We start from the raw sequence: 24,586 nt of genomic DNA on the forward strand, positions 1-24,586 counted from the left end.
GGTCAGGCTCCTTCGGAAACGGGTTCAATCAGGCGGCGGGCGGCAGTTAGCCGGCCGGGGTGAACGCCGTGCGCATACGGCTGCCCGACGGCATGGCATCCGGATTCGGGCTCGGCCCGGCACTCCGGGCACTGCGCGACGGCAACAGCCCACGTCTCGGCGCGTGACGGATGCGGCGAGGACATGACCCGGCCGCCGCCGGTAACGCACCGCACGCCAGGTGCGGCGTTGCACTGAGGGCAGCGGATTGACCGGACGCCGATACGCCGGTCGGCCAGGACGTCGCGGATCTCATCAGGCAGCGCGCGGATATCCGCGATGCCCGACAGGACGGCCTCCAGCTCAGGCTTCTGGCGGCTGGACAGCTCACGGACCGCGTTCTGCGTCGGCTGGCCATCACCAACAGCGCGCAGCTCTGCCCGCAGCCGGGCAGCAGACTGGTAGCCGGTCTCGCCAGGAACGGGTTCGTAGACGTAGTTCGCCGCCTGGTGGCGCCGTTCGCGGATTTCACCAACAAGCTCAATCAGCACCGGGGCGGTGAGGCGGAACCGCTGAGCCGGCGGCTGCTTCGGCCAGTGGATCGAGTAGTAGCGGGACACAGCCGCGAGGGCATCGTCGTAGCCGACCTGAGCGACGTTGAGGTCCGTGTACCAGGCGGCGATGTCGTTGGCACCGATGCTGCGCTGGTCACGCCGCGCCGCCTCCTGCAGAAGCCGGTTGGTTTCGTCGTCGGTGATGAACTCGTTGGGGTTCATGCGGTCCGTCCCGTCATGCGCCGGAACTCGGCAAGGGCGGTGTCGCCGGAGGCAACGGCGCGGTCAGTGGTGGATGGGCGCGGGGCTGGGATGTTGGGGCGGAACTGGATGACGTTGTCGCTGTCGGCCTCGTCCGTGGCACCTGACGGCAGCGCAAGCTGCGCACCGGAGCTAGCGGCTTGGCGCCGGAGGATGGACTGGACCTCGTTGACGCAGGAGTCGATCTTTGCCGGGTCGAGTCCCTTGTTCTCCCAGGCCATGAATCCTTCGCGCACGATCTCGTAAGGGATTCCGTCGGCGAGAAGGGTTTTCAGTTCTTTTCCGACGCGCCCGATGATTCGCGACGAGGGCCGCTGCTTGCCGCGGTATTCAAGCCATTCGGCAACGAGGGTGGAGGCGCCGGGTCCTTTGGGCGCCGCTTCGCCGGGATCGTCGTCGCGCACCGCAGGTGCGGTTTCGAACAGCGCGACGGAAGCAGACTCGTCGGCTGGCGCGCCGAACGGTTCTGGTTCTAGTTCTGGAGCAGGTTCTGGAGCAGGTCTATGACTAGTGGCTACCGCTGCGGTATTGACACGGGTATCGGTAGCCCTGCCTTCGGGTACCTCAGGGGTATCGGTAGCCGTCCGATACCCTTCCGGTGGGGTATCGGCTGGGGGTCGGAACCCATCCGATCCGTCCGGTCCGTTGCCGCCGAGGATGACCCTCAATTGAGCAATCGACTTCTCAATCTTCGACCGGACTGAAGGTCCGCCATTAAGCCCGGGGGAGTCGGACAATTCCCGAACCGGGATGCGGTCCAACTCGTCGTACAGCGCCCTCCGGAGCCGCGGCGACTCGATTTCATTCGCAGCCGAAACGACAGAGGCCATGACTTTCGGCTGCTTCCACGCCTCGTCGTTGCGGACGTAGGTGCGGATCAGCAGCTCGTTGGTGGACTCGTCCAGGACGACGTAGTGGCGCTGCTCCAGGCTCTTGATGGTGACCTCGACATCGTGCACCGAGAGGTCGTTGTTGACGTCGGCCCATCGACGCGGGGAGTACTCCAGCAGGCCGGCGCGGTTGAGCTTGGGCTGAAAGATCAACGTCCAGTACAGGTACTGCTCGGTGTGACTGAGTGCACGGAAGTCCTGGTCGCGCCAGATCCGCAGGTACACAGCTCCGAAGGTGCGGGCCATTATTCACCTCCCAGGTGCGGCAGGTGGGCCGCGGCAACGAACGTGGACTGCGAGCGCGTGAGGCTCGGGTAGAGGTCGGCACTCTGGTAGGCGCCCGCGGCAACAGCGGCAGCGGTTACGTCCCCGACCGTGTGTGCCTTGCCGTCAGCGATGGACGAGAGGCATGCTCGGAGCGCTGCGCGGTCTCCTTCGCCCGGCCACGAGTGGCTGGATTCATTCCAGGAACGGGCCCAGTAGTCCTCGATGCGCTGGGTGGTAGCCTCCACGCCGATCAGCTCGGCCTCATTGGCGTCAAGTCCGAAGTGCATACGTGTCGTTGCGTGTGCGCCCGCGAATGACGCGGCAAGGGTGATTTTGTGATCCCAGGCGCCACTCGCGTGCAGTGTGCGGCAATCGGCCCACACGCTTTCGTGAACCGACCCTGGCGCGTCCAAGCCTGTCGCCTTGTACCACGCCCAGCCCCATGCGGAGACGGCCGGTTCGGTGGCGTAGTACGCCTCCGCATGAGCAGTTGCCTGTGGGAGGTTGCTGTTGCCTTCCGCGCCTGCGAACTCGGCAGCGCGCAGCAACTCATGAGCGTTCTCGGTCTTGCGGTAGGTGGCCAATGCGTAGTCGCGAACAGCGCAAGCTTCGGTGCTGCGGCGTCCAGGGGGAGGATGCTCCATGGCGTCCCGCCACGACGCGCGCCAGGCCGCGACTACAGCTTCCGCTACGGCGCGTGCGGCGCGATCTTCGTCTGTGGGCAGCAGGTCTGCATCGATGACGCGGGATCCGAAAGGGCTGTCGATGATGGGTTCGGACGCTCGCTCAAGGACATCGTCAAGGGTCGAGAGGTAGGCGCCGATATCGGCGTGCCCGTCGCGAGCGGCCTGGTGAACTGCATATCCGATGGAGAGCCTGTCGTAGCCGGCGCCGCTCGCCGCGCTTGCATAAGCGGCCAGCATGCGGCGGCAGTATGAGTTGGGTTCTTCGTCCTGGGACCACGCTTCTGCGAAGACGTCCGTGGCGTACTCGACGATGTTGCGATCATCCTGTCCGCCGTCGCAGTACTCGCATTGTCCGTCGCCTTGCTCATCCTGCGTTGTCGGCGAAGCCTGCATGGCGATGGCCTCGGTGCGGTCCTTCAGCTCCCGGAGAAGGCTCCAACAGCAGCCGGCAAAGTAGGCGAACCGGTCCTTGGCGGGAACGTAGGTTCGCCCGACAGCGGATGCGATGGCCTTGTCGATGAGCGTCAGCGGCAGCCCGAGGTCGAGCCACCGCCCGACGGACGCCTCCCAGCCCTCGGGAAGGATCGGTGCATGTCCGTGCCGCCCCTTGTAGGCGGCGACGTAGTTCTTCTTGACCTTGGCGATGTCCTTGGCGCGCTGCTTGCCCTCGGTCTCGGCTTCGGCGACTGCAACCGTCCACGCCATCTGCCAGCGCATGGCGTCTTCGCGTGCCTGCTCAACCAGTGGGGAGTCAGGGGCGGTGGACGTCTTGCCGCTGTTACAGGGCTCGCACGAGGCGACGAGGTTGGTGGCGTCGTCGGTGCCGCCGAGAGCGACAGGAACGACGTGGTCGACGCGCAGCGGGACGGTCGGTGCGGTGGCGCCGCAATACCGGCAGGTGTGATTGTCGCGCCGGAGGATTTCGTAGCGGAGGCGCTTGCTGACTGCCACCTGTGGTGCTCCTAGCTGATTGGAAGTGGATCGGGAGGTCAGCGGTTCGTGATCCGCCTGCGCAAGGTTCATGTGCTCTGCGGCCTACTCGATTTTGCCACAGGCCGTTTGGTGATTACAGTAGACCATATGAGATGTGAGAAGGGTAGCCACAGCCCGATGGGTCGCTTGGTTTTGCCAAAGGGGACGTGCGAACATGGCCCCGTGGCGCACTACGACTCCGATGACCCCCGCCTGGAGCCGGTAGCTGCTGCCCTGGCGGCGGTGAAGCGCGCCGAGAAGCAGTTGGCGGCCAAGAAGGACCAGCTTGCCGGCGCTGTCGCTGATGCCGTCCGAGCCGGTGTGCGTCCGTCGGCGATCGTGAAGAAGACCGAGTACTCCGCCGAGTCGATCCGGCAGATGCTGCGCGCGAAGGAAGTCGATCCGCTCCGCCCGCCGACGGTCACCAGCATCCGGAAGCTGCAGGAGCTTCAGGACGCCCGCGACGAGTCCTGACCTGGTCACGCTGTACCACCCGCACCCTGCTCGCCGACTACCTCGTACTCATCGGCGATCTTCTCGGCCCTGATTGGGTAGAAGCCGTCGGTGTCGCGCGCGATCCACATGCCGACTCGCACCGGGATCTGGATGCGGTAGCGCTGGTTGTAGACAGTGGCAACGAACCGCGGATCGCCAAGCCAAGCTGGCGGCTCAGCGGCTTCAAACTGGCCGTTCGTGAACGCGTTGATCTCGTTGTGGTTAGTGCCGTCGAAGCGGATAGCTTCGATCTCGGGTGCCTTCTTGCGGAACCGCTGGACCTCAGGCATCGCCGGCCACCGCCTCGCCACCCCGGCTGAAATACGGCCGCACATAGAACCGCCCCGGCCAGCTGATCCGCATGGCGCCGCCGTTGTGTAGCTTGAGGAACTCGTCGCGCTGCGCCGGCGTCAGGTGCTGGTAGTAGAGCTTGGCGACGGTGCGGCCGGTCATGATGGGCGCTTCGTACTGTCCCCAGTGCGCGTTGGCAGCGGCGGTGGCTTCGTCTTCGCTACCGCCTTCGTCCAGCTTGAGCTGCCGCACCGCCTGCCAGGTGATGCTGCCGGCCTTGATGCGCTCGATCTCCTCCGGCGTGTACAACGCGTCGAGATAGGCCTTCGTCGGCTTGTCTGTTGGCTCGACGATCCAGCCCTCGCGGACCTTCGCCAGGAACACGTCGGGGTCCAGGCTGCCGCAGTAGGAGCAGCACGGTCCGATGCCGTTGGTGATGCTTGGGTAGTCGGTCCAGGTGTCGGGGCCTGCGCTTTGGTGGACGCTTTCGGCGCGGCGGGGGCACCAGAGTTGTCCGGTGTCGGGGGTGGGGTTCACGGCGGTCTCCATGAGGGAAGGGAGAGCCGGGCGCGGCGTGAGGGACCGCGCCCGGAGCGAATGGGTCAGTCGCTTCCGCGCTCGGCGCGCCATGGCGGCAGGGCGCCGGTACGGCGGTGGGAGTTGTAGAGCCGCACGATGCATTCGGCAACGCAGGACCCGACGGTGCCGCCGGCGAAGTTGTGCAGTCCGCGGGCGTCGGCGAGAAGACCCATGGCACCACCACGGTGTTGGGCGAGCTTCCGTACCAGCCCGGCGGTGTCGATGATGTTCGAGTGGCGGTTGATGACGCCGCCGATGCCGCGCAGGATCTGTCCGTTGGCCGCGTCGGCGCTGTGTCCCCACGCTTCGGTGGCGATGGCGAGGGTCGCCTCGAGGGTGGCGCCGCGGTAGCCGGTTTCGTCGAGGGGGCTGGCCTTCCAGATGGCTTCGAGGGCTGCGACGGCGGCGATGCGCTTGTCGGCGACGAAGTAGGACAGTTCCCAGCCGGCCTTGGTGACGATGTTGTTGATGGCGACGGCGTCGGAGTCTCCGGCGGTGATGCGGGCGGCGAACTTGTGGAACGATCCGACCTGCCGGTTGTCGTTGTGTCCCAGGAACAGGGTGGCCTCTTCTGCCTTGGTCAGGCCGGTGAAGATGCGGCATTCGATCTTCTGGTCGCCCCAGCCGACGCGCCGGCACAGTTCGATGCGGTTCTGGCCGTCGAGGCATGCGAAGGTGCCGTTGGCGCGGGCGGAGACGATCGGGACGCCGAGTTTGTCGGCGTCGAAGGTGTTGACTCGCTTGTCGACCCAGGTGAAGTCGACGGGTCGGGTGTTGACGTCGTGGTCCGTGTGGATCTTGTTGATGGGGACCCAGTCGATCGTGGACGCGTGCTGATTCAGGACGGGCTCAGGCGTTACCATTGGCGTACTCCTTGATCTTGTTGTGGAGGCCTCTCAGAACGCGGGAGGCGTTGGAGAGGTCGCGCTCGAAGGACGCGGCCTCTTCGCGTGTCATGGCCGGGTCGATGCTGTTAATCGACGCGAGGCCGTGGCACAAGCCGGTGAGGGCGGACAGTCCCTTCGCGAGCGCTTCACGCTGGTCGATCCGCATGGTGCGCACCTTCACCAGGGGCTCCTGAAGCGCCGCCTTGTCACCCTTGGCGACGTTGTCCAGGGGCTCCTGGATGTGCCGGTAGGTGCCGACCCAGTTCTTGTAGATGCGGGCGGTGGACAGGCGTACCCGCAGCCCGGGGACTCGGATCTCCTCGCCGGCGTAGACCCGATCGACCAGCTCCAGCGCTTCGCGTGCCGCGTTGCGTGCATCCGGCGCGATCGTGCTGGTGTCGTAGCCGCCCGGTGTTGATTGGACGCCAGCTGCTGCCAGAACAAGGGTCTTGACTCTGCTGTAGTGGTGCTCCGGCATCTGGATGATCTCCGAGGCCAGTGCGCGCAGGTTGACGCGGATGTCGTCGGGGAGGGTGCTGTGTCCGTGGGCGCGGTTGGCCACCGCCAGTTCGTGGCCGTGCTCTTCGATCCGCATACCGAGGCGCGTCAGCTCGGTCGCGGACATCGGCAGCGAGTGCGGGCCGTTGTTGTGTTCGGCGCGGATGAGGTCGATGGCGTGGGCGCCGTTAGCTGCGACGATGACCGGTACCCGCTCCCAGCCGAGGTTCCGGCAGGCGCGCAGTCTGCGCTCGCCGGCGATGAGCTGTCCATCCGCGGTGACGGGTATTGGCGTCAGCAGTCCCGCCACGCGGATGGAGCGCTGGAGATCTCGCAGCTTTCCGAGGTCTTTGCGGCAGCGGGTGCCGATGGTGATGTTGGCGATGGGCATGGTGGGCTGGGCGAGCGCCGTGTCAGCGGGGTGAGCGGCTTGAGCTGTCATGGTCATGTCTGGGTGCTCCTTTGCGGATCAGCGGCAGGGCCCGTGCCGCACCTTTCGGCCACCAGAGGCAGCAGGACATCGACGTGGCAGGCAGTTCCCGGAGCGCACCAGCAGCAGAGGTCCTTGCCTGCCAGCGCGGGCAGGTGTTCGAGAATCCGGCGCCGCCGTAGCTCGAGCTCGACAGCGAACAGGTCGCCCTTGAGCCACGCGCCGTACAGGTGGACGGCGAGTTCCTGTGCCTCAGCCCGGGTGGTAAGGCTGCCCAGCTCGTCGAACTGCTGTCGGCTAAGGGGCTCGTAGATGTACCAGCCGACGCTGCCCTTGGTGACGCTGAATGGATTGCCCCAGGGGCCCGGTCGGGATACGACGACGGCGCCTTCGGGCTTGCGCCAGCCCTTCTGCCGGGACAGCTGGATACGGCGCGGGAGCTCAGGCATCGCACCCCACCCCCCACCCGGTACGGCTCGAGCGGCGTATCTCCGTGGATGTACAGCGGATGCTTCGGCTGCCCGTTGGCGGTGGTGCCGAGGCATAGCAGCGACACGCCGGCGTCGGCGAGCATGTCGGCGACTTGCGGTCCGCGGTTGTTGGGCGCGGCCGGCGTGCCTACGCCGAGGGTTCCCCAGGCGGTGATGACGGAGGTGCGTCCGCCGGCCTGTTCGCGCAGGAACTGGTCGCCGAGGGGTCCGATCGGGTCGGGGTGGGTCCACAGCGCGTCGGGATTGGTGGAGCGCAGGCTGTAGAGGTTGACCACAGCCAGGGCGCCGTAACCGGCGCGTCGCGAGAAGTGAATACACCTCTTGATGGTGTTATCGGCTCGAAACGCGTCTGCCGTGCTCGGATTGAGCATGACCCAGCAGATGCTTGGCCCCGGAGCCCACCGGCGGGACAGGAAGTACCGGTAGCTGCCGTCAGGGCTGAACGCGGCCTTGTCGGCGCCTGCAGTGTGGTCATGGCGCTCGGATACGAATGGGGTGTTAGGCATGTTGATCTCCTCCTCGGAGAAAGCGCCGGCGCCGGGCTGGTGGAGCAGCCTGCTGCTGTGCTGCGTCGAGCTGCCGCTGCTGCTCTTCGTTGGCTAGCGCGAGTTCGCGGACGTGGGCTGTGAGCCGCAGGATCTTGTCGTCCCTGGTCTCGGCGGTGGCGCGCAGCGAGGCAATGAGTGCGTCGCGGTTTCGCAGCCGCGCCTCGAATTCGGTCCGGGCCTGGACCAGGTCCTTCGTGGCCTGACTCGCCATCTGCATCGCAATGTCGCGCTCTTCTTGCGCACGGTCACGTTCGCCTCGTGCGCTGTCGCGCTCCTCGGCGAGCCGGGCTGCAGTTACTTGCAGGCCCCTGATGAGGTCGGCGGCGTGGTCTTCGATCTCGTGGATGCAGTCGAAGACGTCGGTGCTGGACGGGGTGGCGGTCATGAGACACCTCCGCTCGCAGCCGGCTCGACGAGCCCGAGCACGTCCAGCAACATGCGGGCGTCCTCGTTGTCCACGGCACGAGAGGCGACGTTGCGGATGGCGCGGTCAAGAACCTCTGAGGGCAGCTCGATGGTGGTCCACTGGAGCTCGGGAATGTTCTCGCCGACGGTCGACTTCCGGTCCGCGTCGGGGCCGGGCTTCAAGTTCTCGGTGAGGCTCATGCCGATACCCTCCGAACGCCAGCAGCGCGCTTCGCTCTGCGTTCGGCATTGGCTTCGGACTCCGCGTCCCGGCACGGCTGGCACTGCGGAATGCCGCGGCTCCTGTGAATCCAGTAGCCACTGGTCGAGCCGCAGTGTCCGGTGAAGTCCGGGAACGCCTTCGGGTCGGACATGTCGATGCCGTCCCAAGCAGCAGGCGGTGCCCACCCTTCGCGTGTGGCGCGGTTGGCGGACCGCGATGATGCGCCGACGGAGTCGGACAGCTGTCCGTAGACGTTGCGTATCGCAACTGCGGTGGATGCCCGGATGCTGTTGCGGCGCCCGTTGGCGAGTTCCGAAACAAGCGACCTGTCCAGGCCGGACGCCGCAATGATTGCGCTCAGAGGATGCTTGGCGGCGATCAGTGCGCGAACCTGTCGGGTGGCACAGAGCGCCGGAATGTTGGCGGTGAGTTCCGCATCTGCGGCGGCAAGGATCCGATCGCGGGTGCTCTGCCACACGCCTTTGCGAGTGCCGTTGAGGATCCGTTGCACTGTGGTGCGGTCACAGCCTGCGGCCTTCGCGACGGACTTGACGCTGGCGCCGCCATCGAGGAGCTCACGCAGGTGAGGGATGATCGTGTCCGGTTGGGTTTTGAGGGACCCGTACAACTTGCGGCGCTTGCGGTCGCGACGGTCGGCGGCTAGGCAGCATTCCTTTCGGCACCCGCGGCGGTAGCGTGCGCGGGTGCCGTGCGGCGCGAGCGGCTTGGTGGCGGTCATGCCGCACGCCCGATCGCCTTGGCCCGAGCAGCCGTTTCGGCCGTCTCGCACGGCCAGCACGCGGGGACGTTCTGCTGCTGGTGCCGGGTGAAGCCCTCGACGGTGCCGCACGCCCCGGTCCAGTCCGGGAACGCCGCGGCGTCGTCAATGTCCCTGCCGTCCCAAGTGGCGGGTTTGGCCCACCGGTTACGTTCGGCCAGGAGGACCGCACGCAGGCGGCTGGTCCCGGACACGCCGTACACCAACGGGTCGGCGTTCTCCAGCAGCAAGTACAGCGCGGCGATTGCGCGGGCTTTCCCCGCGGTGATCTGCCGCTGCTTCACCGACGCGATCAAATTCGAGCCGCTCATGCCGATGCGGGCGCCGAGGTGTTCTTGTGGCCAGCCGATGGCAACAAGCGCTTGGACCCTGCGGGCCGAACCGGTGCAGTCAATGTCGATGCCGTCGGCCAGCGCAAACGGTCCGGGGCGCACGGCCATCAACTTCACGGCAATCTCCGGGCGCATCCGCGTCGTCGGCGCCAGACCCTTAGCCGGGGCGCCGTACAGAATCCGCGTCAGAGTGTTGCCGGACACGCCGGACAGTTGAGCGATGCGGCGCTGCCCGATGCCGCAGCGGCGCAGGTTGTTGACATGGTCGCGGACCGGCTGGGCGTCGACGAACGGCCGCCAAGTGCCGTAGGCGATGGCGCGTTCGCGACGGTCGTTGTATTCGGCGACGGCCCAGCAGCGGGTGTAGCAGCGGCAGCCGTCGGCCTTGTAGCGGGTGTAGCCGTGGGGGCGCTCGGTGGCGATGGCGGTCACGACAGCACCGCCATAACGCGCTCGCCGACCCACTGGGCAACGTTGCAGGCGACGGCGTTTCCGGCCTGCATCGTCTGCTCACCCTTGGTGCCGTGGACGATGTAGTCGCGCGGGAATCGCTGCGAGTACAGCTGCTCGCGCGGCTGCACCATCCGGAACCAGCAGTCGTTGATGTCGACCGCAGGCCCAACCAGCGCGGCCGAGTCCACCGTGGACATCGTGTGGAACGGCTCGCTCGTCGTCTTCGTCGAGGCATTGCGGCACGGCACCACCAGCGCGTGGTGGTTCCCGCCGGACGTGACAGTCGCCAACGGCTGAGTCACGGCCGAGGCATCGGCGTGGTTGCGGTACTCGACGATGAACGGCGTGGACGTTGCGACCAGCGCCTCGAAGCCCTTCGGGTTGGCCGTCCGGGTCCGCATCGGAACGTTCGTCGGCGAGGCGGTCGTGTTCCAGCCGCCGCCGCACGGGATCAACAGCCCCTCGCCGATCTTCGTGCTGCGGACCGGCAGCGGCCCCTCGTCGGCGGGGAACGCGCGCCCGTCGTGCCCGGAGTGGTTGACGGTGATGACGCTGCGCCGGTCGGGGAACTTCACCAGCCCGGCGGCGATCCGCTTCATCGTGGACGCGGCCAGCGGCTTGGTGCGGTCGCCGATGCGCTCGCCGAGGTTGTCCCAGTCGATGATGGACGCGGCCGGGTTGATGTAGGGCTCGACGATGCTGTGGCGGCATGACGAGTTCTCACAACGGTAGTCGTACTGCTGCTTGTACTTGCCGATCTTGCGGCCATTGCGCCATGCCTGTACGGCTCGGACATCGGTTCCGCACTCGGGGCACCAGGCGAGCGGACGCGGCTTCAGGTCCGGCAGCGGAATGCCCTTGAGGGTGAACACGATGTAGATCCGGTCCCGCCACTGCGGCGCGGCTTCGTTGCCGTCGCCGCCGATGTGGGCTGCGGACACCGACACGATCTGCCCCTGGTAGCCGAGGCGTTCCATGCCGCTGAACCACCAGTCGAACAATTCCCAGTCGGTGGCGAACTCCATGACGTTCTCGCACATCACGACCTTGTAGCGGTGGACCTCGGCGGCGCGGATGACGTCGTAGGCGGTGGCGCGGGTCCGTTCCCAGGCTGCGTTCTCCACCGGGCCGTACTCCAGCAGCGCCTCCTCTCCGGGCAGCAGCTTGCGGGAACGTCCCCGCCCGCCGGCGGGTGAGATCTCGGTGCAGATCGGCGATGCCCACAGCACGTCGGTTGTGGGCAGGCGCCGCATGTCGTAGTTGTTGACGTCGGCGCAGACGTGCTCGGCGTTGCCGTGGTTGGCGGCGTGCGTGGAGATCGCGACCTTGCTGTGGTTTGCCGCCAGCTTCAGCTCGAAGCCCGCAGCGACAAGGCCGGTTGAGCTTCCGCCGGCGCCGCAGAAAATGTCGGTAAAAGTGATGGTCATGACTCGACTCCGAACGGGGTGATGCGCAAGGCGATTTGGGTATGGCGCACCGGAGCGCCGAGCACGACCTCGATGGAGATCAGGTGCTTGCCGTCGTCATCGGGGATCACTCCGGCGTCGACGATCCCGTCGATCGCAGCCTTGTACGACGGATACCAGTTGTGAGGGTCGCGGCGGCGCTTGTCGTGCGGGTGCAGCACGGCCTGTATGCGGATCTGCTCCATCGGCGGGATGTGCGCGTCGCGTGCGGACTTCGCGGCGGCTTCCCGCAGGGCCTTGGTGATGCGGGCCCTGGTACGCCAGTGGACACGGTCGTTGGCGTTGAGGAGCTTCATGCCGGCAGGGAGGGCAACCACGTAGGTCGTGGCCTCGGTATCGGCTGTCGCGGTGTCCATCAGAAACCTCCCAAGTGGATGGCCCGCGCCGGCGCCCCGAGCGCCCGCAGCAGCGCCGCGGTGTGCTCGGCGACGGCCGGTGTGGCGCAGTCGATGCGGTACTTCGAAGCCGGCAGCGACGCCAGGTCCTGCCGGTCCAGGAACAGCTGAATGCGGTCCTGTGCGCGGGCGTCGGTGCGCGGGATCCGCGCCGGGTTGACGTCCACGAACGGCGTCAGGCAGAGTCCGCCGCACTCCGGGCAGGTGTTGCGGCCGTCGGCGAGGATCTGCTCGATCAGGGCGTCGATCTCGACGTTGAGCGCGTCCACGGTGGTCGAGGTGAAGAAGGTCGTCACGAATGCCCCCAGAAGTGCGCGGCCCAGTTGTGGGACTTCTCGAAGTCGATACACACCACGCAGGTGGTCACCGCCTTGGCTGCGCTGGCAGCCGGCAGCGGATCCGCAACCTTGCGGCCACAGAAAGCACGCTTCGTGCCGGTGCAGACCAGGCAGCCGCTGTGAACCAGCGGGGGAGGCGTTGCGGCGCCGGGGGTACGGACCGGCAGCAGCACGATTGTTAGGGCGGTCATGAAGCCACCGCCATCTCCGCCTGCGGGAACTGCCGCACGCGGAGCTCGGCCGGCCACTCCTCCAGGTCGCCGCCCTTGCGGTCTGCAGCGCCATTCGCCTTCGCCCACACGGAGCCGAGCTGCTTAACGAATGCGTGGTTCACGCCGGGACGGCACTGCTCGACGATCGAGGCAACCCACGCCGGATCCATCGGTCGAGCGCCGGGGCCGGACTCTCCGCCGGCAATGATCCAATCCAGGATCGACGGCGTTCCCGTGAAGATCTCGCCCGTCCCCGGGAAGGAGACATCCCCGCCGAGCGCGTCCATGATGACGCCGCGCGCTTCCAGGTGCTGCAGATCGATTGGTCCCAGCAGAGGCTCCGCCGAGATGAAGCGGATCGCGGCCGGGGTCTCCAAGAGCGCCGGGATGCGCAGGTTCGCCGTGTGCTGATCCTCAGTGCTCACGCCCAGCCAGACGTTCGGCAGGGGCCACGGCGCGTCGTACAGTGCGGACGCCGTGTCCTCGTCGTTGGTCGCCTCCAGCAGTGCCTGCCCGCCGTCGCGAAGCAACGACCGCATCCGCCCGTGCCGCTTGCTCAGCACCTGGTAGACGTGCTGTGGCGTCTTGGCCATGACGGCGAACACTCGCGCGATGTACTCGGTCGGGACGTCCTCGTGGAACAGGTCCGAGAGGCTGTTCACGAACACGCGGCGGGGCTTGCGCCAGTGCAGCGGCGCGGACAGCCGCTCGGGGTGGAACAGGATGCCGGTGGTGCCGCCGATGCCGGGCTTGTCGAACTTGCGGTGCGCGATGCGGAACGGCGGTGTGCCGGTGATGTAGCACTTCAGGCAGCCGTCGGAAACCTTGGTGCAGCCGGTGATGGGATTCCAGGTCGCGCCCGGGGTCCCATCGTCGGACATGGTCCACTGGATCTTCGTCTTTGCGCTCATGGTCAGTTCCTCCGGTCAGTGGAAGTCGTGGTGTGCCGCACGCGGCGGCGGGGGATGTGCACGCCAGGCATCCGGCGGCGCCTGAGCGCACGTCGAACCGGCGGGGGAGTAGCAGGTCTGTGGTGCGGAGCGCTCGGCAGCAACTGCGTCGGCTCGTCTACATCGGCGAACACGTCGCCGAGGTGCTGCACAATCCCGTTGAAAGCCTCGGTCTCGCGCTTCAAGCGGTGGTCGGCTACGTGCCGCCCGACCCACGCCGCAGCACGCTTGATCAGCCAGTGCAGGATCCGTGCCGCGACAGCCACGACTACGACGGCGGCGATGTCCGCGACGAACGCCGGCAGGTCCTCGACGATCGCCAGGACCAGGCGGGCAACGACAGCGAGCATGCGGTGCGGGAAGGAGGGGGTCATGAGGCGGCCACCTCGAACAGTCCCTGCTGAACCTCCAGCGGCCGGTTCGACCACAACACCTCAGTACGGCGCCCGTGCGTGCCGCCCTGCGTCGTCATGGCGCTGATCTCGTGCCGGTCCCAGCCGTCGTACAGCGCGTCGTACAGTGGCGAGCCGTAGCCGGACAGCACCACGGTCGCCTGGCAGGCGTTCAGCGCCGCAGCGAGCTTGCGGTGGTCGTCCTTGTGCGGCATCTCGTGCAAGTAGTTGGTGCCGTTGCGCGTGCCGGCCAGGTACGGCGGGTCGACGTACAGCAGCACGTCGGCGTGGCGCCCGTAAGCCTCGATGACCTCCAGCGCCGGGCGGCACTCCAACGACACCTGCGCCAGTCGGGCGGCGGTAGGGGCCATGCGGCCGACGTAACCGGCGAGGTAGCCGGCCATCGAGGTGCTGTACCCGGCCGACTCCTGGTAGTGGCGCCAACCGGTCGGACGACGAGTCCCGGCGCGACCCTGAGCAAGCTGAACCCATATGCGGCGTGCACGCTCCAGATCGTCGGGAGCATCGTCGGTGCGGTAGGCATCGAGGTACTCGGCGCGCGAGTGCGGTGTCAGAGCACAGACGCGCTCCAGATCGGCCGGGCGGTCGCGCAGGACCCGCCAGAAGGCCATGAGCCCGCCGTCGAGATCGTTAACGGTTTCCATTCGGGACGGCGCCTTGGCTAGCAGAACCGCCAGGGATCCGGCGAACGGCTCGACGTAGTGTCCGTGGGCGGGCAGCAGGCCGGCGATGACAGGGGCGAGAGTTGATTTCCCACCGAAATAGCTGAACGGGGGCATCACGCCGCCACCGCCCTAGTCGCGCCGCCAGCGTCCTGATCCAGCAGCGCAGGCCCGGCCTTCCACGAGTAGACCAGCGACCCGGCGGTCTTCTTCCGCAGCGCTTGTTCCGCCGTGACCTTCACCAGCAGGCGCTGTGTGCCGCAGTTCTTTGCGAACTGCCCCCAGTCGTGCGACGGGTCCGGTGGCTCGTCCACACCCGCGATCCGGGCCGCCTCGTACACCTGGTAGGCGGTGTCCGGGTTGTTGCGGAACACGACGAGGATCCGCGCCTGGTTGTCGGTCTCCCACTCGGCGTAGGTGGTTGCGGCGGTCGGATTCGAGGCCGTGACGGTCTCGCCGCCGAGCTGTCCGTCGCGATCTATCAGTGCGGTATCGCCCTCGATTGGGCGGGAAGTGCGTGTATTTGGCATGGCTGACGCAGGCTTTCTGGCGTTACGCGGTGAAGTTTGTTAGGACCGGCGGCGCCCTACAGGGGGGAGGTAGAGACGCCGCCGGCCGGGTGCTGGAGCGCCAGGCGGGGGGGACCTGCTTGGCTCCAGCAGCTAGTGGGCTAGCCGGAAGACTGTTCGCGATCCGCGTCGCGTTTCCGGCGGTAGCCGTCTCGTCGGCACTGGTGGCATTTGCGTTGCCCGTTGGCCAGTACGTCCTTCGGCGTATATTCGTGGCCGTTGCGGCAGACGGCTGCCCTGTATGCCATTTGCCCATCTCGACTTGCCCTGGCGCGGCGCAGGTTCTCGGCGGTCGTCACCTGTTCCAAGTGCGCCGGGTTTACGCAGAGCCGGTTTCGGCACAGATGGTCAAGCTGAAGGTCCGAGGGGACCCCGCAGACCAGACGCTCGTAGACCACGCGGTGTGCCGGCCGCCCCAGGAATTGTCCGTATCCATCGGGATCGACATACCCGCGCCATATCCAACAGGTCATCGTGGGCTCAATGCGATCCCACATAGTCGAGCGCGACTTCTCCGAGAACTCGACGGGCGTTCCGGTTGGGAACGTTCTGTCCGCTCCATCCGGGTGGGTTGACACAAGTGAAGGGGTGGCAAACTCGCTCACGTCTCATCACCAACATCGTTCGGATCGCGCAGGTGCTCCTCGGCGGCCTGCCACTTCGGTTGCTGCGGAGGCACGAAAGGCTTCGCGAATTCCGAGTCCCTGAACGGGACCGTCTGCGACAAGTCCTCGCGGAGCTGCTCGTTATCGCGGTGCGCCATCACCAGGAGCCCGGTGAGGGTCAGGACGCCGATGACGAGCAGGGTGATGAGAATGATGGCGATCATGACGCCGCCGCTGCTGCCTGGTCGTAGGCGGCTGACTGCGCACGGCACGTCGCGCACTCCGGGTCGTAGCCGCCCGGGTGGTCGTGGTCGTCCACGATCTCGCCGTCTACCACTGACTCGTCCGAGTAGGCGTCCTCGCCGAGGTCCACAGTCGGTGCGAACGAGGCGAAGGACGCCGCGGTTTCGGATGCAACCTCGCCGGCAGCCCGCAGCCGCTCCCGCATGTACTCCGACGACGTCGGCACCCACTTGGCCAGCTGGCGCACTGCGGACTTCAGCCACATCGCCGGCTCGTGCGTCTTCCACGGCGAGTAGTTGGAGTTCGCACCCTGCGAGGAGTCCTTGATCTTCAAGATGGCGGCCCGGTTCAAGACCACGACCTTGCTGGTCGCGCCGTCACCCATCACCGCGTAGGCGTACACCAGCCGCAAGGCGCCTCGGTCCGCCAAGTCCCAGTCGATGTCGTGCAACGGACGCTCGTGCACGCCGGGCTTGTACGTGAACGCGTCGTTGGCGTACACGCACTCGGCCACCACGGAGGAGATGGCGCCGGCCCGGTACATCAACTCGATGTAGCCCTGGTAGCCGACGATCCCGAGAATCTCCAGCTGCCCCTTCACACTGCGCGGTGTCAGGTAGTACTGCTCGGTGCCGGGCTCCAGGCCCAGGCGCGCCGCGTCCAGCAGCGAGGAGAGGAACACCGCCGGGTTGTTGTTCGCGGCGATCTCCAGCTCGGTGCGGGTGCTGCCGTCGTCGAGCTTGACCTTCTTGCCCTTCTTCAACGCGCCCTGCGCCAGCCGGACCCAGGTTTCGGGCTTGATGTGCGACGGCAGCACCATGGCGAAGTCGGCAGAGAAACTTTTGACCATGCCGCCGGGGGAGTTGTCCCGGGTGGCGACGGCGGTCGATGCGGTCGTGTTCTCGGTGGTTGCGGTCATGCGGCTGCTGCCTTCTCGATTGGAGTCTGGGGTTCGGCGCGCAGGGACGGCGCGGACCCACCGCGTCCCGGTACGCGCATGGCGATCTGCTCGCCGAGGAAGTAGGCCCGCCGTGCGCGGCCCATTGCGTCCAGCAGGACGGCGGCGGCCTGGGACTTCACAGCGTTAGCCGCACGGGCTGCGTCGACTGCGTCCATGTACGGAATTGCGATGTGCGGCGGCACCTCAAAGACCTCGTCGTCGATGTCCGGGTGCAGATCCCGCACAGCCGTGTAGGTCTCGCCGTGCTCGTCGATATCCGGGCGCACCTGGTCGCGGATGGAGTCCATGAACTCTCGCGCGGCCTGACGCATCACGCCCGCCTGGGCGGCGTCCGCCTCGATGATGTACTCGCGGAACTCGCCGGTGGACCCGATGAACACTTCCGTATGGCAGGGGCTGAGCCCGAACACGTCCAGGTACCAACGGTCCTGCACCTGGTAGTACGGCGGGATCTGGTCGGTACCTTCCTCGCCCCACTCGTCCGGATACAGTGCGAACTTGGCCTCGAGGATCCCGACTGGCTGCGGCGGCAACGGGTGGTCGCACTTGGCGCTTCCGCAGGTGCACGCGTCGAAGATGAGCCGGTCCGGATTCGCCAGCTGGTAGGTGCGCTCGCGGTGCCGGTAGGTGCCGGCCTGTACGACCCGGAACTCCGGGTGCTCGTCGGCGAACTTGCGGCAGATCGCGGGCTCCAGACGGCGCCCAGCTTCCATCTCGGAGTTGGATGCCTTCGGCCCGATCAGCCCTTGCTTGCGGTGCCACAGCGAGAACCTGGACTCCCACTTGGAAATCTTCAGCAGTGCTGCAACCTCGGAGCCGCCGACGCCGGTAGTGCGTGCGGCGTGCCAGTCGGGGGAGCCGGGCTTGAAGAAGCCGATCAGTTCCGGGCTCACCACGACACCTCGGCAGCCTTCGGATCCACGGGGCTTTCCAAGCCCGGGACCATGTCGAGACGAACGGCGTTGTGGATGATTTCCCAGCGGCGGGTCATCACCTCGGCGTGTGCGGCATCGGCGTCACATTCGCCCGCGAGCTTCCGGGCGGCGCCCGCACGCTTCCGGCACTCGGCGACGTCTTCGCGCCACATCCTGACCCGTCCGGCGATCTCGGCGAGTTGCGCCTCCTTCGGGGTCACGGCTTGCTCACCGCCTCGACCGGCGGCTTGTTGAAGCCGCGGCAGAAGCCCGCGTTTGCATAGCGGTCGCCCGAATTGCGGATGGCGACGCTGTAGCCGTGGAAGAACATGCGACCGTCCTGCTTGACGCGGATGTTCTTGCCGCAGACAGGGCAGATTCCGCGCGGACGCGTGGTGGCGCTCATGCGGCACGACCCAACTGGCCGGCCTGCGCCGCAACCGGGTGGCGCAAGTCGGCGTCCAGCACGCGAGTCAGTGCCTTGCGCGCGACCGCCTCGGCATACTCCAACTCGGCCAACGCGTAGTCGTCCTGCAGTTCCATGGCGGCAGCGAACCGGTACGCGTCCAACTCGTGGAACGCGCCGAGCAGCACGTCGAACAGGCCGCGGAACGGCTCGTCCAGACCGGACGCCAGCCGGCTGGCCGACTCCACCTCGCCCTGCGCCCGCCGGTACACCTTCTCCGAACCCAGCGTGCCGTTGCGACGAGCCCCTGCGCGCTTCAGATGCGCGGCTGCGGTGTCGGCCGCGTAGAGCGCGTCGAACAGGCCCGACTCCGGGTCCGTGACCGCGTCCAGGACTTCATCGATGAGGCTCATGCCGGCACCCCCGCGATAGCGAGAAGCACGGCACCGAAGTCCGCCTTCGCGGCGTCGAGCAGGCCCTGGTCCACGGCGTCGTACAGCAGCTCCCACTCGGTCAGGTGCTCCTGCTCCTCCTCCGCGCATTCGGTCCAGCCGTCGCGCTTGAACTGAGCCAGGTTCCGCTTCGATGCGGTGATCTGCGCGTCCAGCAGCGTCAGGATGTGCTCGTACTTCTCGTTCATGCTGCCGCTCCCGTCGTAGCCGAAACCGACAGAATGTCGGCGGTGATGGTGGTCCAGAGCCTGACCGTCACGCCGTCCATCTCGGTAACGGCGGAGAGCTCGATCCACGGGGCGATGAACGGGCTCGTCTTCATCGGCGATTGCACCAGCGACCATCCCGGCTGGCGCGACAGCCACGCCACCTGGCCGATGACCGTTGCCTCGTCCGGCTTGGAAAGCTGCCCAAGAACCTGACCCGGCAGGACTGTCCACGACGCCAGGCTCACGCCCTCCAGCAGCATGTGGACCTTGACCGCCACGTCGAGAGCCGGTGCGAGCCGGTTGTGGTCGTCGGCGAGGGCGTCGTTCGCGGCTTGCTCAATCAGCGCCGTCATCGCACACCGGCCTTCGCCCGCGCCCGCTGCACGATCTCGTGGGACAGCTCGTCCACCTTGTACAGCGCAGCCGCCGTGCCATCAGCGTCGTAGACCGCAGTCAGCTGGCCGGCGTCGGACGCCTCCTGCTTCGCCTTCAGTACCTGCGCGACCCGGTCCCAGTGCGCGTCGTCGTGAGCCCAACGCTCCGCGAACGCCTTGATCCGCGCGTCGGTAGCGTCCAGGCGGGCATCGTCCTGAGCTAACCGGGACTCGCGAGCGCGGCCCATGTCCCGCGCCTCACGGAACATCCGCACCGCTAGGCGCATCGCCGGGTTCTTCACCCGAGGAACGCCCGTCACCATTGCGGACACCACCCGCTGCTCCGCCTGCGCCAGCTCTAGGGCCGGGTCCTGCTCGGCCTTCAACCCGTCCAGGACGTGCCGACCGCGAGACTCGGGCTCCAGGTCGTTGTCCTCGACGTGCGTGCGGTCGTGCCACCGGGTTGGGTCCGCGTGCATCACCGACGGCGGCATGTCCACCGCCACCGGCAGCAGCTGCGTTGCGGCGGTGTCCACGGATCGGCGCGGGGCGGTGACGACAGGCAGCACCTGCGTCACGTCCAGCGGCAGTTGCGGTGCCATATGGCCGGAGATCGGAGAGTACGGGGTGTGCGGGTACAGCGGCAGCACCGCCGCCGGCGAAACTTTCGGCAGTTCGCGGGTCAGGAACGCCTCGTCGGCCTCGCGGATCGCGGGCATCAGCTGGGTCTCGGGACCCGGGCCGGCCGTCGGACGGGGGCGCTGTGGCATGTTGCCGGACGGCGGGACCAGACGCAGCGAACGCTGCTCCGACTTTGGGGCGGCGTGCGTCGCAGGGTCCTTCGTTAACAACTTGCGGAAACGGGAGCTACGATTGGACATAGCGTCCCTCACCTACTTCCTGGACTCAGTGCTTGATTTCGTGAGGGGCGTTCAGGGCAGTGGACTGGTCGTGACCCGGTCCGCTGCCCACACGCTTTGGCGGGCCTAGGCCGCACGTAACGCGTCGCGGCTGGCCTTGCTCACCGCTTCACGCGCCTGGATCTTGATGATCTGTTCCAGGTTGGCCTTGGAGAACTTCTTCAGGCCGCCGATCAGCGTGTAAGGCCAGGTGCCGTCGCTGGTACGTCGGTACAGCTGGTTCGTGGATTCCAGGCCCAGCCGCTCGGCCGCTTCCTCGATGGAGTACAGGAGCGGTTCGAGATCGGGGCCGAGGCCGTTGCTGGCGAGGTACATGCCGAGTGCCGCGTGAAGCACCCGCGCCATTTCGATGTCGGCAGACGGAGCCGCATCGATACTCACGCCGCGACCTCATCGATCTCGACCGGCTCAAACAGCATCTTGTGTGCGTAGCTGTGGGTGACGCCGGTGCTGACTGCAAGGTCGCGCAGACGGTCCTGGACGTTCTGACTCGGTACGCGGGTGCCGCGCTTCACTTCGTGCAGGGTGACGCGGCCAATGCCGGCGTCTTCGGCGATCTGCTTGATGCGGGGCTTGCCCGTTTTGGGCCAGCTCCAGCGCGTGGGGTTGCGCTCGGCGAGCTGGGTCAGGCCTGTCGGCTTGAGTCGCGTCTGCGATGCCATCGACGAGTTCCCCTTCCAAAGAGTTTCGTCGCTGGAACGAAACTAGCCTAGGAAGTACCGGTACCGCAACCGCTTCGGCAGATCTGGTTCCGGTGGTGTAACCGGCGTGCGTGCTTCAGTTCAAATTGAGGAAAACCCAGGCCAAGGGTGTACTTCTGGCTCGATGTCGCTATGTTGACTTGCGGGAAGGCCAGCGCGACGTGTTGCATATGTGGAACACTTCTGGTGAGGGGCGCGACGCATGACCGACGGCGAAACAGGTTCCGGCCAGCAGTTTTCTGCCTGGCTCAAACGTCACATCGATCTGCGCGGCGTCAGGACCACCGACGTCATCCGGGCCGGCGTGGAAGCCAAAGCGTTCTCCAAGGTGACCTTCTACCGCTGGTACAACGGGGAACACATCCCGAACTCCGACAACGCGAAGTTCCTTGCGGAGTACTTCGGCGTCGACCCGAGGAACGCCTACGAGGCGGCCGGGCTGACTCACCTGATGGACATGGAAGGCGACATCGTTACTGCCGCCGACCCCGTGGAGGTGTTCGTTGCCCGTGTCCGCGCCCGCGGCTTCCCGAAGCCCGTCGAAGACCGACTCATTGAGTACGTGAGAGCAGAGATCGAAGAACGCAAAGCGGCGCTGGACAAGATGCTCGACGCTGTCGAAGACACCCAGAAGCTTCAGGCTGAGTAGACGCTCGACCGACCGAGTGGCAGGGGGATCATGGCTTACGCGGAGAAGCGCCCAGGTGGCTGGACCGTCCGAGTCAAGGTCGGTGTTGATCCCGACACCGGCAATGACGTGTACCGGCGCATCAGCAAGGACCCGACCACCGGTCAACTCTTCGCTACCAAGACCAGGGCGCGGAACTTCGGCAACGACCAGGAAGCTGAGATTCGCGCCGGCACTTGGATTGACCCGAAGAAGGCCGAGACCACCCTGGCCGACTGGTGGGCCGACTGGATCAAGGCACAGGAAGTCGACACCGGCACCATCGCCTTCTATGACTCGCTGTGGCGCAACCACCTGGGGCCGCGTTGGGGCGCCACGACGCTGGGGGAGATCCGCCGAGGCAAGTTCACGGAGTGGCTCAAAGGTGTCGGCGCTGGAACTATCGAAACCGGCCCTGCGGACAAGCGCGTGACTCGCAAATACGCGCCCCGCACCATCAACGGCATCGGCAAGCTGGCTTCCCTCATGCTGGAGGACGCCGCCGAGGAGCAAATGATCGGCCGCAACCCGCTGGCGCAGGAGGGTCGTAAGCGCACCCGGGGACGCAGGGCTACGCGGCGCAGAACCACGATCAGGGTGAAGCTCGACGTTAGTCCAGCTGAAGTGATGATGATCGCAGTCAACATGAATGAGCTGTGCGGGCCGGTCGGGTTCGTGCGGACGGTTATGGCGGCCTGGACAGGGGCGCGTCCCGGCGAGCAGGCAGCGCTGAAGCGGGATCAGTGCCACGCCATGGCGGCGCGCCCGCTGATCCGTATTGACGACGACGAGGGCACCACTCAGGAATACGGCGGCAAAGTAACGCTCGCCCCACCGAAGGGCGGCCTTGGCCGAGACGTCCTACTGCCCCCCTCGCTAGCGACCCTTCTCACCGATTGGCTTAAGACCCACCCGGCCGACAGCACCGTCGTCAAGGGGCCCCACGGTGACCACTGGCGGCGCCGGCAGTGGAACGAGCGGTGGCGCCCGGCGTGCGACGGGAAGCCGGAGTTACGGCGAGTCGGGCGTCAGTTTGAGCCCACCGGGGGCTGGGTTATCAGCCCGGTCGTGCCGCGCCTGGAATTCAAGGGGCTGCGGCGGGCGCACAACGTGTGGATGACCGATGACGGGATCGCGGAGGTGGCTCGCGCGCATCGGCTGGGGCATGCGATGTCCGATGAGATGCAGGCGGCGTACTCGGTGGTGTCGAGGGAGATGGAGCGGAAGCTGCTGGACGCGCTCGAGAGGCGATGGCAGGAGGCGCTGAGCCCGGAAGCTTGGGAGATCATCTCCCAAATCTCTCCCACCCTCGCCAAGAAACGTTCCAGCTAGGAAACGAAAAACGATAAAGGCCCTGTCTTCTACTTGGAAGACAGGGCCTTTCACCTGCGCTTGCTTGCCGAGTCACCTCGGCCTATTGCGGTCGGGCTGACAGGATTTGAACCTGCGACCCCTTGACCCCCAGTCAAGTGCGCTACCAAGCTGCGCTACAGCCCGCTGCCCGTTTGTGCGGGCAGGAAGACAATACCGCACCCGGGGGTTCGGAATCACATCGGTTCGGGGTGGCGCGTCGGCGGGTGGCTTTGGCGGGGGGCTGGGTGGGTGGGGCTACTTTTTGCGGTCCTTGTTCTTCTGGCGGACCTTGACGGAGATTTGGATGGGGGTGCCGGTGAAGCCGAACTCTTCGCGGAGGCGGCGTTCGATGAAGCGGCGGTAGCCGGCTTCGATGAAGCCGCTGGCGAAGAGGACGAAGCGGGGGGGGCGGGTGGAGGCTTGGGTGCCGAAGAGGATGCGGGGTTGTTTGCCGCCTCGGAGGGGGTGGGGGTGTTCGGCTACGAGGGTGCCTAGGAAGGCGTTGAGTTTGGCGGTGGGGACTCGGGTTTCCCAGCCTGCTAGGGCTTGTTCCAGGGCGGGGACGAGTTTGTCCACGTGGCGGCCGGTGAGGGCCGCGAGGTTGACGCGGGGGGCCCAGCGGACTTGGACGAGGTCGCGTTCGATTTCTCGTTCGAGGTAGTAGCGGCGTTCTTCGTCCATCAGGTCCCACTTGTTGTAGGCGATGACGAGGGCTCGGCCGGCTTCGGCGACCATGGTGATGATGCGGAGGTCCTGCTCGGTCAGGGAGTCGCTGGCGTCTACTAGGACGACTGCTACCTCTGCCTTGTCGATGGCGCCTTGGGTGCGGAGGGAGGCGTAGAAGTCGGCTCCGTAGGTTTGGTGGACGCGGCGGCGGATGCCTGCGGTGTCGACGAAGCGCCAGGTTTTGCCGCCGAGGTCGATCAGTTCGTCGACGGGGTCGCGGGTGGTGCCGGCGGTGGCGTCGACGACGACGCGCTCTTCGCCCGCCAGCTTGTTCAGCAGGGAGCTCTTGCCGACGTTGGGCTTGCCGACCAGGGCCACGCGGCGGGGACCGCCCATCAGCTCGCCGAAGCGGACCTTGGGGGTGGCCGGGAGGGCGTCCAGGACGGCGTCCAGGAGGTCGCCGGAGCCGCGTCCGTGCAGGGCTGAGACGGCGAAGGGCTCGCCGAGGCCCAGGTTCCACAGCTCGGCCGCGTTGGCCTCGGTGCGCTGGTCGTCGACCTTGTTCGCGGCGAGGATGACCGGCTTGCCGGCCTTGCGCAGGACGCGGACGACGGCCTCGTCGGTGTCCGTGATGCCGACGGTGGCGTCCACGACGAACATCACGGCGTCCGCGGCGTGGATGGCGGCTTCGGCCTGGAAGGCGACGGCCTTGGCCATGCCCTCCACGTCGCGCTCCCAGCCGCCGGTGTCGACCAGGCTGAAGCGGCGGCCGTTCCAGTGCGCGTCGTAGGACACGCGGTCGCGGGTGACGCCGGGGACGTCCTGCACCACCGCTTCGCGGCGGCCCAGGATGCGGTTCACCAGGGTGGACTTGCCCACGTTGGGGCGGCCGACGACGGCCAGGACCGGCAGCCGGACCCCTTCGCCCTCGCCGCGCTCCCAGTCCTCGGCGTCGAGTCCTTCGGCGTAGGCCTCGTAGTCGAAGTCCTCGTCGAAGTAGGCCACGTCCGAGGCGTCGGTGGGGGCGGTACTGAGCTCGCCGGGGGTGTAGTCCTCGGTGTCGGGCTGCATCAGGGAATCCTCATGTCTTG

The 24,586-nt window shown here is 66.8% G+C and carries 36 protein-coding genes, 1 tRNA gene and 1 pseudogene; 3 read left to right on the forward strand and 35 right to left on the reverse strand.

What is annotated here, in order from left to right:
* Nucleotides 1-2: 2 nt before the first annotated feature.
* From CACI_RS45545 to CACI_RS45550, 3 genes are read right to left on the reverse strand one after another with little or no spacing between them, the layout of a single operon-like run.
* Nucleotides 3-755: a zinc finger domain-containing protein gene (locus tag CACI_RS45545; protein WP_012787226.1), complete on the reverse strand. Its 753-nt coding sequence runs from the start codon at nucleotides 753-755 to the stop codon at nucleotides 3-5.
* Complete coding sequence (locus tag CACI_RS15020) at nucleotides 752-1,930, reverse strand: hypothetical protein (protein ID WP_012787227.1); 1,179 nt, start codon at nucleotides 1,928-1,930, stop codon at nucleotides 752-754. The genes CACI_RS45545 and CACI_RS15020 overlap by 4 nt, the downstream gene beginning before the upstream one ends.
* Nucleotides 1,930-3,588, reverse strand: a complete 1,659-nt coding sequence (locus tag CACI_RS45550) for an HNH endonuclease (RefSeq protein WP_012787228.1) — start codon at nucleotides 3,586-3,588, stop codon at nucleotides 1,930-1,932. The genes CACI_RS15020 and CACI_RS45550 overlap by 1 nt, the downstream gene beginning before the upstream one ends.
* Nucleotides 3,589-3,792: 204 nt before the next feature.
* Here CACI_RS45550 and CACI_RS15030 point away from each other — a divergent pair, with 204 nt between their 5' ends.
* On the forward strand, nucleotides 3,793-4,083 hold the full coding sequence (locus CACI_RS15030) for a hypothetical protein (protein WP_041540256.1): 291 nt from the start codon (nucleotides 3,793-3,795) through the stop codon (nucleotides 4,081-4,083).
* A gap of 5 nt (nucleotides 4,084-4,088) precedes the next feature.
* Here CACI_RS15030 and CACI_RS15035 read toward each other — a convergent pair whose 3' ends face one another.
* The 30 genes and pseudogenes from CACI_RS15035 to CACI_RS15180 form a co-directional block, all read right to left on the reverse strand.
* Nucleotides 4,089-4,394 carry a hypothetical protein gene (locus CACI_RS15035; RefSeq protein ID WP_012787230.1) on the reverse strand — a complete coding sequence of 102 codons (306 nt, stop codon included), beginning with the start codon at nucleotides 4,392-4,394 and terminating at the stop codon, nucleotides 4,089-4,091.
* The gene (locus CACI_RS15040) at nucleotides 4,387-4,932 is read right to left on the reverse strand and encodes a hypothetical protein (RefSeq protein WP_012787231.1); all 546 of its coding nucleotides are present in this window, start codon (nucleotides 4,930-4,932) and stop codon (nucleotides 4,387-4,389) included. The genes CACI_RS15035 and CACI_RS15040 overlap by 8 nt, the downstream gene beginning before the upstream one ends.
* Before the next feature lie 65 nt (nucleotides 4,933-4,997).
* Complete coding sequence (locus CACI_RS15045; RefSeq protein ID WP_012787232.1) at nucleotides 4,998-5,837, reverse strand: DUF6551 family protein; 840 nt, start codon at nucleotides 5,835-5,837, stop codon at nucleotides 4,998-5,000.
* Nucleotides 5,824-6,807 (reverse strand): ParB N-terminal domain-containing protein, encoded by a 984-nt coding sequence (locus tag CACI_RS45555; RefSeq protein ID WP_049871579.1) that lies wholly within the window; start codon nucleotides 6,805-6,807, stop codon nucleotides 5,824-5,826. The genes CACI_RS15045 and CACI_RS45555 overlap by 14 nt, the downstream gene beginning before the upstream one ends.
* Complete coding sequence (locus tag CACI_RS15055; RefSeq protein WP_049871580.1) at nucleotides 6,804-7,238, reverse strand: DUF4326 domain-containing protein; 435 nt, start codon at nucleotides 7,236-7,238, stop codon at nucleotides 6,804-6,806. Before CACI_RS15055 ends, CACI_RS45555 begins: the two co-directional genes overlap by 4 nt.
* Before the next feature lie 65 nt (nucleotides 7,239-7,303).
* Nucleotides 7,304-7,786: pseudogene (locus CACI_RS54195) on the reverse strand (DUF1643 domain-containing protein); the annotation flags it as partial.
* The gene (locus CACI_RS15065; protein WP_012787235.1) at nucleotides 7,779-8,213 is read right to left on the reverse strand and encodes a hypothetical protein; all 435 of its coding nucleotides are present in this window, start codon (nucleotides 8,211-8,213) and stop codon (nucleotides 7,779-7,781) included. The pseudogene CACI_RS54195 and the gene CACI_RS15065, both read right to left, overlap by 8 nt.
* A complete protein-coding gene (locus tag CACI_RS15070) occupies nucleotides 8,210-8,434 on the reverse strand; it encodes a hypothetical protein (RefSeq protein ID WP_012787236.1) in 225 nt (74 codons plus the stop codon). The genes CACI_RS15065 and CACI_RS15070 overlap by 4 nt, the downstream gene beginning before the upstream one ends.
* A complete protein-coding gene (locus CACI_RS15075; RefSeq protein WP_012787237.1) occupies nucleotides 8,431-9,195 on the reverse strand; it encodes a helix-turn-helix domain-containing protein in 765 nt (254 codons plus the stop codon). Before CACI_RS15075 ends, CACI_RS15070 begins: the two co-directional genes overlap by 4 nt.
* Nucleotides 9,192-9,998 (reverse strand): hypothetical protein, encoded by an 807-nt coding sequence (locus CACI_RS15080; protein WP_012787238.1) that lies wholly within the window; start codon nucleotides 9,996-9,998, stop codon nucleotides 9,192-9,194. The genes CACI_RS15075 and CACI_RS15080 overlap by 4 nt, the downstream gene beginning before the upstream one ends.
* Nucleotides 9,995-11,446, reverse strand: coding sequence for a DNA cytosine methyltransferase (locus CACI_RS15085; RefSeq protein WP_012787239.1), 1,452 nt, complete (start codon nucleotides 11,444-11,446; stop codon nucleotides 9,995-9,997). The genes CACI_RS15080 and CACI_RS15085 overlap by 4 nt, the downstream gene beginning before the upstream one ends.
* A complete protein-coding gene (locus tag CACI_RS15090) occupies nucleotides 11,443-11,841 on the reverse strand; it encodes a hypothetical protein (protein ID WP_012787240.1) in 399 nt (132 codons plus the stop codon). The genes CACI_RS15085 and CACI_RS15090 overlap by 4 nt, the downstream gene beginning before the upstream one ends.
* The gene (locus tag CACI_RS15095; RefSeq protein ID WP_012787241.1) at nucleotides 11,841-12,176 is read right to left on the reverse strand and encodes a hypothetical protein; all 336 of its coding nucleotides are present in this window, start codon (nucleotides 12,174-12,176) and stop codon (nucleotides 11,841-11,843) included. Before CACI_RS15095 ends, CACI_RS15090 begins: the two co-directional genes overlap by 1 nt.
* Nucleotides 12,173-12,409 (reverse strand): hypothetical protein, encoded by a 237-nt coding sequence (locus tag CACI_RS15100; RefSeq protein WP_012787242.1) that lies wholly within the window; start codon nucleotides 12,407-12,409, stop codon nucleotides 12,173-12,175. The genes CACI_RS15095 and CACI_RS15100 overlap by 4 nt, the downstream gene beginning before the upstream one ends.
* The gene (locus CACI_RS15105) at nucleotides 12,406-13,341 is read right to left on the reverse strand and encodes a DUF5131 family protein (protein WP_012787243.1); all 936 of its coding nucleotides are present in this window, start codon (nucleotides 13,339-13,341) and stop codon (nucleotides 12,406-12,408) included. The genes CACI_RS15100 and CACI_RS15105 overlap by 4 nt, the downstream gene beginning before the upstream one ends.
* Nucleotides 13,342-13,343: 2 nt before the next feature.
* Nucleotides 13,344-13,754, reverse strand: coding sequence for a hypothetical protein (locus CACI_RS15110; protein ID WP_012787244.1), 411 nt, complete (start codon nucleotides 13,752-13,754; stop codon nucleotides 13,344-13,346).
* A complete protein-coding gene (locus CACI_RS15115; RefSeq protein WP_012787245.1) occupies nucleotides 13,751-14,572 on the reverse strand; it encodes a DNA adenine methylase in 822 nt (273 codons plus the stop codon). Before CACI_RS15115 ends, CACI_RS15110 begins: the two co-directional genes overlap by 4 nt.
* Complete coding sequence (locus CACI_RS15120) at nucleotides 14,572-14,985, reverse strand: hypothetical protein (RefSeq protein WP_012787246.1); 414 nt, start codon at nucleotides 14,983-14,985, stop codon at nucleotides 14,572-14,574. Before CACI_RS15120 ends, CACI_RS15115 begins: the two co-directional genes overlap by 1 nt.
* Nucleotides 14,986-15,125: 140 nt before the next feature.
* Nucleotides 15,126-15,521: an HNH endonuclease signature motif containing protein gene (locus CACI_RS54200; RefSeq protein ID WP_012787247.1), complete on the reverse strand. Its 396-nt coding sequence runs from the start codon at nucleotides 15,519-15,521 to the stop codon at nucleotides 15,126-15,128.
* A 104-nt stretch (nucleotides 15,522-15,625) separates the two neighbouring features.
* Entirely contained in the window at nucleotides 15,626-15,853 is a 228-nt protein-coding gene (locus tag CACI_RS15130) for a hypothetical protein (RefSeq protein ID WP_012787248.1), read from the reverse strand.
* A complete protein-coding gene (locus CACI_RS15135) occupies nucleotides 15,850-16,791 on the reverse strand; it encodes a recombinase RecT (protein WP_012787249.1) in 942 nt (313 codons plus the stop codon). Before CACI_RS15135 ends, CACI_RS15130 begins: the two co-directional genes overlap by 4 nt.
* The gene (locus tag CACI_RS15140; protein WP_012787250.1) at nucleotides 16,788-17,726 is read right to left on the reverse strand and encodes a YqaJ viral recombinase family nuclease; all 939 of its coding nucleotides are present in this window, start codon (nucleotides 17,724-17,726) and stop codon (nucleotides 16,788-16,790) included. Before CACI_RS15140 ends, CACI_RS15135 begins: the two co-directional genes overlap by 4 nt.
* The gene (locus CACI_RS15145) at nucleotides 17,723-17,968 is read right to left on the reverse strand and encodes a hypothetical protein (RefSeq protein ID WP_012787251.1); all 246 of its coding nucleotides are present in this window, start codon (nucleotides 17,966-17,968) and stop codon (nucleotides 17,723-17,725) included. The genes CACI_RS15140 and CACI_RS15145 overlap by 4 nt, the downstream gene beginning before the upstream one ends.
* Nucleotides 17,965-18,153 carry a hypothetical protein gene (locus tag CACI_RS15150; protein WP_012787252.1) on the reverse strand — a complete coding sequence of 63 codons (189 nt, stop codon included), beginning with the start codon at nucleotides 18,151-18,153 and terminating at the stop codon, nucleotides 17,965-17,967. The genes CACI_RS15145 and CACI_RS15150 overlap by 4 nt, the downstream gene beginning before the upstream one ends.
* Nucleotides 18,150-18,566, reverse strand: a complete 417-nt coding sequence (locus tag CACI_RS15155; RefSeq protein WP_012787253.1) for a hypothetical protein — start codon at nucleotides 18,564-18,566, stop codon at nucleotides 18,150-18,152. The genes CACI_RS15150 and CACI_RS15155 overlap by 4 nt, the downstream gene beginning before the upstream one ends.
* Nucleotides 18,563-18,793 (reverse strand): hypothetical protein, encoded by a 231-nt coding sequence (locus tag CACI_RS15160; RefSeq protein WP_012787254.1) that lies wholly within the window; start codon nucleotides 18,791-18,793, stop codon nucleotides 18,563-18,565. The genes CACI_RS15155 and CACI_RS15160 overlap by 4 nt, the downstream gene beginning before the upstream one ends.
* Complete coding sequence (locus CACI_RS15165) at nucleotides 18,790-19,167, reverse strand: hypothetical protein (RefSeq protein WP_012787255.1); 378 nt, start codon at nucleotides 19,165-19,167, stop codon at nucleotides 18,790-18,792. Before CACI_RS15165 ends, CACI_RS15160 begins: the two co-directional genes overlap by 4 nt.
* On the reverse strand, nucleotides 19,164-19,907 hold the full coding sequence (locus CACI_RS15170; protein ID WP_041540259.1) for a hypothetical protein: 744 nt from the start codon (nucleotides 19,905-19,907) through the stop codon (nucleotides 19,164-19,166). Before CACI_RS15170 ends, CACI_RS15165 begins: the two co-directional genes overlap by 4 nt.
* Before the next feature lie 267 nt (nucleotides 19,908-20,174).
* A complete protein-coding gene (locus CACI_RS15175; RefSeq protein ID WP_012787257.1) occupies nucleotides 20,175-20,489 on the reverse strand; it encodes a MerR family transcriptional regulator in 315 nt (104 codons plus the stop codon).
* Nucleotides 20,486-20,770, reverse strand: coding sequence for a hypothetical protein (locus CACI_RS15180; RefSeq protein ID WP_012787258.1), 285 nt, complete (start codon nucleotides 20,768-20,770; stop codon nucleotides 20,486-20,488). Before CACI_RS15180 ends, CACI_RS15175 begins: the two co-directional genes overlap by 4 nt.
* A 241-nt stretch (nucleotides 20,771-21,011) precedes the next feature.
* On the opposite strand from CACI_RS15180, the gene CACI_RS15185 reads away from it, so the two are divergent.
* Nucleotides 21,012-21,458, forward strand: a complete 447-nt coding sequence (locus tag CACI_RS15185; protein ID WP_012787259.1) for a transcriptional regulator — start codon at nucleotides 21,012-21,014, stop codon at nucleotides 21,456-21,458.
* A 30-nt stretch (nucleotides 21,459-21,488) separates the two neighbouring features.
* Complete coding sequence (locus CACI_RS15190) at nucleotides 21,489-22,808, forward strand: site-specific integrase (protein ID WP_012787260.1); 1,320 nt, start codon at nucleotides 21,489-21,491, stop codon at nucleotides 22,806-22,808.
* 91 nt (nucleotides 22,809-22,899) lie between these two features.
* Here the strand turns inward: CACI_RS15190 and CACI_RS15195 are convergent.
* A tRNA-Pro gene (locus CACI_RS15195) sits at nucleotides 22,900-22,973 on the reverse strand.
* 111 nt (nucleotides 22,974-23,084) lie between these two features.
* Nucleotides 23,085-24,566 carry a ribosome biogenesis GTPase Der gene (gene der / locus CACI_RS15200; protein WP_012787261.1) on the reverse strand — a complete coding sequence of 494 codons (1,482 nt, stop codon included), beginning with the start codon at nucleotides 24,564-24,566 and terminating at the stop codon, nucleotides 23,085-23,087.
* Between the last annotated feature and the right edge of the window lie 20 nt (nucleotides 24,567-24,586).

Origin of the sequence: Catenulispora acidiphila DSM 44928, from assembly GCF_000024025.1 — a bacterium.
Lineage (GTDB): Bacteria > Actinomycetota > Actinomycetes > Streptomycetales > Catenulisporaceae > Catenulispora > Catenulispora acidiphila.

What these genes read in the sequence shown, in the direction of transcription:
- CACI_RS15110 (WP_012787244.1), bottom strand. Translation starts at nt 13,754, where the DNA reads ATGACCCCCTCCTTCCCGCACCGCATGCTCGCTGTCGTTGCCCGCCTG.
- CACI_RS15055 (WP_049871580.1), bottom strand. Translation starts at nt 7,238, where the DNA reads ATGCCTGAGCTCCCGCGCCGTATCCAGCTGTCCCGGCAGAAGGGCTGG.
- CACI_RS54200 (WP_012787247.1), bottom strand. Translation starts at nt 15,521, where the DNA reads ATGTGGGATCGCATTGAGCCCACGATGACCTGTTGGATATGGCGCGGG.
- CACI_RS15100 (WP_012787242.1), bottom strand. Translation starts at nt 12,409, where the DNA reads ATGACCGCCCTAACAATCGTGCTGCTGCCGGTCCGTACCCCCGGCGCC.
- CACI_RS15090 (WP_012787240.1), bottom strand. Translation starts at nt 11,841, where the DNA reads ATGGACACCGCGACAGCCGATACCGAGGCCACGACCTACGTGGTTGCC.
- CACI_RS45555 (WP_049871579.1), bottom strand. Translation starts at nt 6,807, where the DNA reads ATGACCATGACAGCTCAAGCCGCTCACCCCGCTGACACGGCGCTCGCC.
- CACI_RS15155 (WP_012787253.1), bottom strand. Translation starts at nt 18,566, where the DNA reads ATGAGCCTCATCGATGAAGTCCTGGACGCGGTCACGGACCCGGAGTCG.
- CACI_RS15130 (WP_012787248.1), bottom strand. Translation starts at nt 15,853, where the DNA reads ATGATCGCCATCATTCTCATCACCCTGCTCGTCATCGGCGTCCTGACC.
- CACI_RS15035 (WP_012787230.1), bottom strand. Translation starts at nt 4,394, where the DNA reads ATGCCTGAGGTCCAGCGGTTCCGCAAGAAGGCACCCGAGATCGAAGCT.
- CACI_RS45545 (WP_012787226.1), bottom strand. Translation starts at nt 755, where the DNA reads ATGAACCCCAACGAGTTCATCACCGACGACGAAACCAACCGGCTTCTG.
- CACI_RS15120 (WP_012787246.1), bottom strand. Translation starts at nt 14,985, where the DNA reads ATGCCAAATACACGCACTTCCCGCCCAATCGAGGGCGATACCGCACTG.
- CACI_RS15180 (WP_012787258.1), bottom strand. Translation starts at nt 20,770, where the DNA reads ATGGCATCGCAGACGCGACTCAAGCCGACAGGCCTGACCCAGCTCGCC.
- CACI_RS15185 (WP_012787259.1), top strand. Translation starts at nt 21,012, where the DNA reads ATGACCGACGGCGAAACAGGTTCCGGCCAGCAGTTTTCTGCCTGGCTC.
- CACI_RS15105 (WP_012787243.1), bottom strand. Translation starts at nt 13,341, where the DNA reads ATGAGCGCAAAGACGAAGATCCAGTGGACCATGTCCGACGATGGGACC.
- CACI_RS15150 (WP_012787252.1), bottom strand. Translation starts at nt 18,153, where the DNA reads ATGAGCGCCACCACGCGTCCGCGCGGAATCTGCCCTGTCTGCGGCAAG.
- CACI_RS15135 (WP_012787249.1), bottom strand. Translation starts at nt 16,791, where the DNA reads ATGACCGCAACCACCGAGAACACGACCGCATCGACCGCCGTCGCCACC.
- CACI_RS15075 (WP_012787237.1), bottom strand. Translation starts at nt 9,195, where the DNA reads ATGACCGCCACCAAGCCGCTCGCGCCGCACGGCACCCGCGCACGCTAC.
- CACI_RS15190 (WP_012787260.1), top strand. Translation starts at nt 21,489, where the DNA reads ATGGCTTACGCGGAGAAGCGCCCAGGTGGCTGGACCGTCCGAGTCAAG.
- CACI_RS15065 (WP_012787235.1), bottom strand. Translation starts at nt 8,213, where the DNA reads ATGACCGCCACCCCGTCCAGCACCGACGTCTTCGACTGCATCCACGAG.
- CACI_RS15115 (WP_012787245.1), bottom strand. Translation starts at nt 14,572, where the DNA reads ATGCCCCCGTTCAGCTATTTCGGTGGGAAATCAACTCTCGCCCCTGTC.
- CACI_RS15170 (WP_041540259.1), bottom strand. Translation starts at nt 19,907, where the DNA reads ATGCCCGCGATCCGCGAGGCCGACGAGGCGTTCCTGACCCGCGAACTG.
- CACI_RS15045 (WP_012787232.1), bottom strand. Translation starts at nt 5,837, where the DNA reads ATGGTAACGCCTGAGCCCGTCCTGAATCAGCACGCGTCCACGATCGAC.
- CACI_RS15020 (WP_012787227.1), bottom strand. Translation starts at nt 1,930, where the DNA reads ATGGCCCGCACCTTCGGAGCTGTGTACCTGCGGATCTGGCGCGACCAG.
- CACI_RS15070 (WP_012787236.1), bottom strand. Translation starts at nt 8,434, where the DNA reads ATGAGCCTCACCGAGAACTTGAAGCCCGGCCCCGACGCGGACCGGAAG.
- CACI_RS15165 (WP_012787255.1), bottom strand. Translation starts at nt 19,167, where the DNA reads ATGACGGCGCTGATTGAGCAAGCCGCGAACGACGCCCTCGCCGACGAC.
- CACI_RS15085 (WP_012787239.1), bottom strand. Translation starts at nt 11,446, where the DNA reads ATGACCATCACTTTTACCGACATTTTCTGCGGCGCCGGCGGAAGCTCA.
- CACI_RS15160 (WP_012787254.1), bottom strand. Translation starts at nt 18,793, where the DNA reads ATGAACGAGAAGTACGAGCACATCCTGACGCTGCTGGACGCGCAGATC.
- der (WP_012787261.1), bottom strand. Translation starts at nt 24,566, where the DNA reads ATGCAGCCCGACACCGAGGACTACACCCCCGGCGAGCTCAGTACCGCC.